The sequence below is a fragment of the Mycobacterium sp. TH-M106 genome (assembly GCF_057473765.1).
The window spans coordinates 1-5285 of sequence record NZ_JBYCLE010000621.1 but is presented as its reverse complement, the minus strand read 5'-3'; the positions used below and the strand labels follow the sequence as shown (position 1 = coordinate 5285).

Annotated in this window: 1 protein-coding gene; it reads left to right on the top strand. The window is 67.7% G+C overall.

Annotated features, from left to right (window positions below):
- Positions 1 to 5285 (top strand): amino acid adenylation domain-containing protein (locus AC2VOP_RS20970; RefSeq protein WP_486962753.1); only part of this gene is annotated, 5285 nt, incomplete at both ends.

The window sequence follows — 5285 nt, the reverse complement described above, 5'->3', positions numbered from 1 at the left end:
AGCTACCGGGATATATGGTGCCGGCGGCGGTGGTCGCGATCGACGCGTTGCCGCTGACCGCTAACGGCAAACTCGACAAACGGGCCCTGCCGGCACCGGAGTACACCGACGTCGATCATTACCGCGCCCCGGGCACCGCGATCGAGGAGATCCTGGCCGGCATCTACGCCCAGGTGCTCGGTGTCGAACGGGTCGGAGTCGACGACTCGTTTTTCGATTTGGGAGGGGATTCGCTGTCGGCGATGCGCCTGATCGCCGCTATCAACACCGGCCTGGATGCCGGCCTCGCGGTGCGCACCCTGTTTGAGGCACCCACGGTCGCCCAGCTGGCGCCCCGCATCGGCGCGGACGAGGGGCGGCTGGAACCGTTGGTGGCGATGGAACGGCCCGCGGTGATCCCGTTGTCGTTTTCGCAGAACCGGCTGTGGTTCCTGGATCAGTTGCAGGGACCCTCACCGGTTTACAACATGCCGGCGGCGTTGCGCCTGTGTGGGCGTCTTGATGCCGACGCGTTGGGTGCAGCGCTGGCCGATGTGGTGGGCCGCCACGAAAGCCTGCGCACAATGTTCCCGGCCGTCGAGGGAATACCCCGGCAGGTGGTGGTGCCCGCCGAACGGGCCGACTTTGGTTGGGATGTCGTCGATGCCACCGGCTGGTCGCAGAGCCGGCTAACGCAGGCCATCGACACCGCAGCGCATCACTGCTTTGACCTAGCGGGCGAGATTCCGTTGCGGGCACGGCTTTTCCGCGTCGCCGACGACGAACACGTGCTGGTGGCGGTGGTGCACCATATCGCCGCCGACGGCTGGTCGATCAACCCGCTGGTGTGTGACCTGATGTTGGCCTATGGCAGCCGGTGCGCGGGACAAACCCCCTGCTGGGCGCCGTTGGCGGTGCAGTATGTCGACTACACGCTGTGGCAGCGGGCTCAGTTAGGCGATCCGGCCGATAGTCACAGCCGTATCGCCACGCAGTTGGCCTACTGGCAGCAGGCCCTGGCCGGCATGCCCGAACACCTGCAGCTGCCCACCGATCGGCCCTACCCGCTGGTGGCCGACCAGTGCGGCGCCATTGTCGCAGTGGACTGGCCAGCAGAGCTGCAGCAGCAGATTACGCAGGTGGCACGTGAGCAGAACGCGACCAGTTTCATGGTGGTTCAGGCCGCACTGGCGGTGCTGCTGGCCAAGCTCAGCGCCAGTTCTGATGTGGCGGTGGGGTTCCCGATCGCCGGGCGCCGCGACCCCGCGCTCGACGCGCTGGTGGGTTTTTTGGTCAACACCTTGGTGCTTCGCGTCGATGTGGCCGGGGATCCCAGTGTCGCCGAACTGGTGGCACAGGTACGACGGCGCAGCTTGGCCGCCTACGAACACCAGGACGTCCCCTTTGAGTTGGTGGTGGAGCGGCTCAACCCCGCCCGAAGCCTCACCCATGCCCCGCTGGTGCAGGTGATCTTGTCCTGGCAGAACTTGCCCGTGCGGGAGAATGATCTGGCCACCGGGCTGGACTTGGGTGATCTGCAGGTCACCCAGCTGCCTCTGGACACTCGCACCGCCCGGATGGACCTGGTGTTTGCTTTGGCCGAACGCTGGACTGGGGCCGGTGAGCCCGCCGGGATCTCCGGGAAGGTGGAGTTTCGCACCGACGTGTTCGACGCGGCCAGCATCGAAACGCTGATCGAGCGGTTCAAGCGGGTATTGGAGTTGATGACCGCCGACCCCGCCCGGCGGCTGTCATCGCTGGATGTGCTTGATGAGGCTGAGCATGCCCGTCTGGACGAGTGGGGTAACCGGGCGGTGTTGACCCGGCCCGCGCCGCTGCCGGTGTCGGTTCCAGAAGTGTTCGCCGAGCAGGTGGCGCGCGCGCCGGAGGCGGTGGCGATCAACTTCGGGAAGCTGTCGGTGACGTATCGCGAACTCGATGAGGCGGCCAACCGGTGGGCGCATTTCCTGGTCGGCCGTGGGGTGGGCCGGGGGCAGTGTGTGGCGCTGCTGTTGGAGCGCTCGGCATCGGCGGTGGTGGCGATGCTGGCGGTGCTCAAGGCGGGGGCGGCGTATCTGGCGATCGATCCCGCACTGCCCGACGCGCGGATCGGGTTCGTGCTCACCGATGCCGCGCCGACCGCGGTGATCACCACGACCGCCTTGCGGTCGCGGCTAGCCGGCCACGATCTTGGCGATCTGGCGGTCATCGACATCAATGACCCCGCCGTTGACAACCAACCCAACACCGCATTGCCGGCGCCGGCCCCCGAGGACATCGCTTACCTCATCTACACCTCGGGGACTACCGGTGTGCCTAAGGGAGTGGCCATCACCCACCACAACTTGACCCATCTGGCGGAGTCACTGCCGGCACACGTGCCGACGGCGAAAGTGTGGACGCAGTATCACTCGTACGCTTTCGACATTTCGGTGTGGGAGATCTGGGGGACACTGCTGGATGGTGGGCGCCTGGTGGTGGTGCCCGAGTCGGTGGTCGGCTCACCCGAAGACCTCCACGCCTTGCTGATCAGCGAAGACGTCAATGTGCTGGTCCAAACTCCGTCCGCGGTGACCACACTCCGCCCGCAGGGGTTGGAGTCGGTGGCATTGCTGCTCGGCGGTGAGGCCTGCCCAGCCGAGGTGGTGGATCGGTGGGCGCCTGGCCGGCTGGTGATGAATGCCTACGGCCCCACCGAGGCCACGGTGTATGTATCGATGAGCGCTCCGCTGTCCGTCGGGATGGGTGTGGTGCCGATCGGCTCGTCGGTATCGACCGCGGCGTTGTTCGTCCTCGATGGGTGGTTGCGGCCGGTGCCGATGGGTGTGGTCGGCGAGTTGTATGTGGCCGGCCGCGGCGTGGGCGTCGGGTATGTGGGCCGGGCGGGGTTGACCGCGTCGCGGTTCGTGGCGTGCCCGTTCGCCGGCGCGGAGGCGGCGGGAACACGCATGTATCGCACCGGGGATCTGGTGCGCTGGGGTGTCGATGGGCAGCTGCAGTATCTGGGGCGCTCCGATGAACAGGTCAAGATCCGCGGGTATCGCATCGAGCTCGGCGAAGTCCAGGCCGCCCTGGCCGGACTCGACGGGGTCCGCGACGCGGTGGTGATCGCCCGCGAGGACCGCCCCGGCGACAAACGCCTGGTCGGCTATGTCACCGGGACAGCCGATCCGGCCCAGATACGCGCCGCGCTGGGCGAGCGGCTGCCGGGGTATATGGTGCCGGCGGCGGTGGTCGCGATCGACACGTTGCCGCTCACGGTCAACGGCAAACTCGACACCCGCGCCTTGCCGGCACCGGAGTACACCGACGTCGATCAGTACCGCGCCCCGACCACCGCCGTCGAGGAGATCCTGGCCGGCATCTACGCCCAGGTGCTCGGTGTCGAGCGGGTCGGAGTCGACGACTCGTTCTTCGATCTGGGAGGGGATTCGCTCTCGGCGATGCGCCTGATCGCCGCAATCAACGCCGGCCTGGATGCCGGCCTGGCGGTGCGCACCCTGTTCGAGGCGCCCACGGTCGCCCAGTTAGCGCTGCGCGTCGGTGAGGGTGAGGAGCGGCTGGAGTCCCTGGTGGCGGTTGAACGGCCCGCGGTGATCCCGTTGTCGTTTGCTCAGAGCCGGCTGTGGTTTATCGACCAATTGCAAGGGCCCTCACCGGTTTACAACCTCGCAGTGGCGTTGCGGCTGTGTGGGCGTCTTGAAGTCGACGCGTTGGGTGCGGCGCTGGCCGATGTGGTGGGCCGCCATGAGAGCCTGCGCACACTGTTCCCGGCGCCCGAGGGGATACCCCGGCAGGTGGTGGTGCCCGCCGAGCGGGCCGACTTTGGTTGGGATGTCGTCGATGCCACCGGCTGGCCGGAGAGCCGGCTGGGTGAGGTCATCGACACCGCGGTGCGGCACTGTTTTGACCTGGCGGGCGAGATTCCGTTGCGGGCACGGCTTTTCCGCGTCGCCGACGACGAGCACGTGCTGCTGGTAGTGGTGCACCATATCGCCGCCGACGGCTGGTCGATCACCCCGCTGGCGGTTGATCTGAGCGCGGCGTATGCCAGCCGGTGCGCCGGGCAGACCCCCGACTGGGCGCCATTGGCGGTGCAGTATGTCGATTACACGCTGTGGCAGCGCGCGCACTTCGGTGACCTGGCCGACAGCGACAGCCTTATCGCCAAGCAGCTGGCCTACTGGGAGCAGGCCCTGGCCGGCATGCCCGAACACCTGCAGCTGCCCACCGATCGGCCCTACCCGCCGGTGGCCGACCAGTGCGGCGCCACTGTGGCGGTGGACTGGCCGGCGGAGTTGCAGCAGCGGATGCGCGAGGTGGCCAGCGAGCATAATGCAACCAGTTTCATGGTGATGCAGGCCGCGTTGGCCGTGCTGCTGGCCAAGCTCAGCGCCAGTTCCGATGTGGCGGTGGGGTTCCCGATCGCCGGGCGCCGCGACCCCGCGCTGGATCAGCTGGTGGGCTTCTTCGTCAACACCTTGGTGCTGCGGGTCGATGTCGCCGGGGATCCCAGTGTCGCCGAACTGCTGGCTCAGGTGCGAGCGCGCAGCCTGGCCGCCTACGAACACCAGGACGTCCCCTTTGAGGTGCTGGTGGAGCGGCTCAACCCCGCCCGAAGCCTCACCCATGCCCCGCTGGTGCAGGTGATGCTGGCCTGGCAGAACTGGCAGGCCAATGATCCCGCCGCCGCATTGGCCATGGGTGACCTCCAGGTCACGTCGCTGCCGCTGGACACCCGCACCGCCCGCATGGACCTGACGTTTTCGTTGGAGGAACGCTGGAACGAGGACGGTGCGCCCGCCGGGATCGGTGGGACGGTGGAGTTTCGCACCGACGTGTTCGACGCGGCCAGCATCGAAACACTGATCGAGCGGTTGCAGCGGGTGTTGGAGTTGATGACGGTTGATCCTGCTAGGCGGTTGTCGTCGGTGGGTGTGCTTGATGGGGTTGAGCGTGTCCGGTTGCAGGGGTGGGGTAATCGGGGGGCATTAGCCCGGACGGCGGGGGTGTCGGTGTCGGTTCCGGAGGTGTTCGCCGGGCAGGTGGCGCGTGTGCCGGGGGCGGTGGCGGTCAGTTGCGGGGGGCTGGCGTTGACGTATCGCGAGCTTGTTGAGGCGGCGAATCGGTGGGCGCAGTTGCTGGTCGCGCACGTGGTGGGCCGGGGGCAGTGTGTGGGGTTGGTGTTGGAGCGGTCGGCGTCGGCGGTGGTGGCGAGGTGGGGGGTGCCCAAGGCGGGGGCGGCGTATCTGGCGGTTGATCCGGGTCTGCCCGACGCGCGGGTGGGGTTCGTGCTCACCGATGCC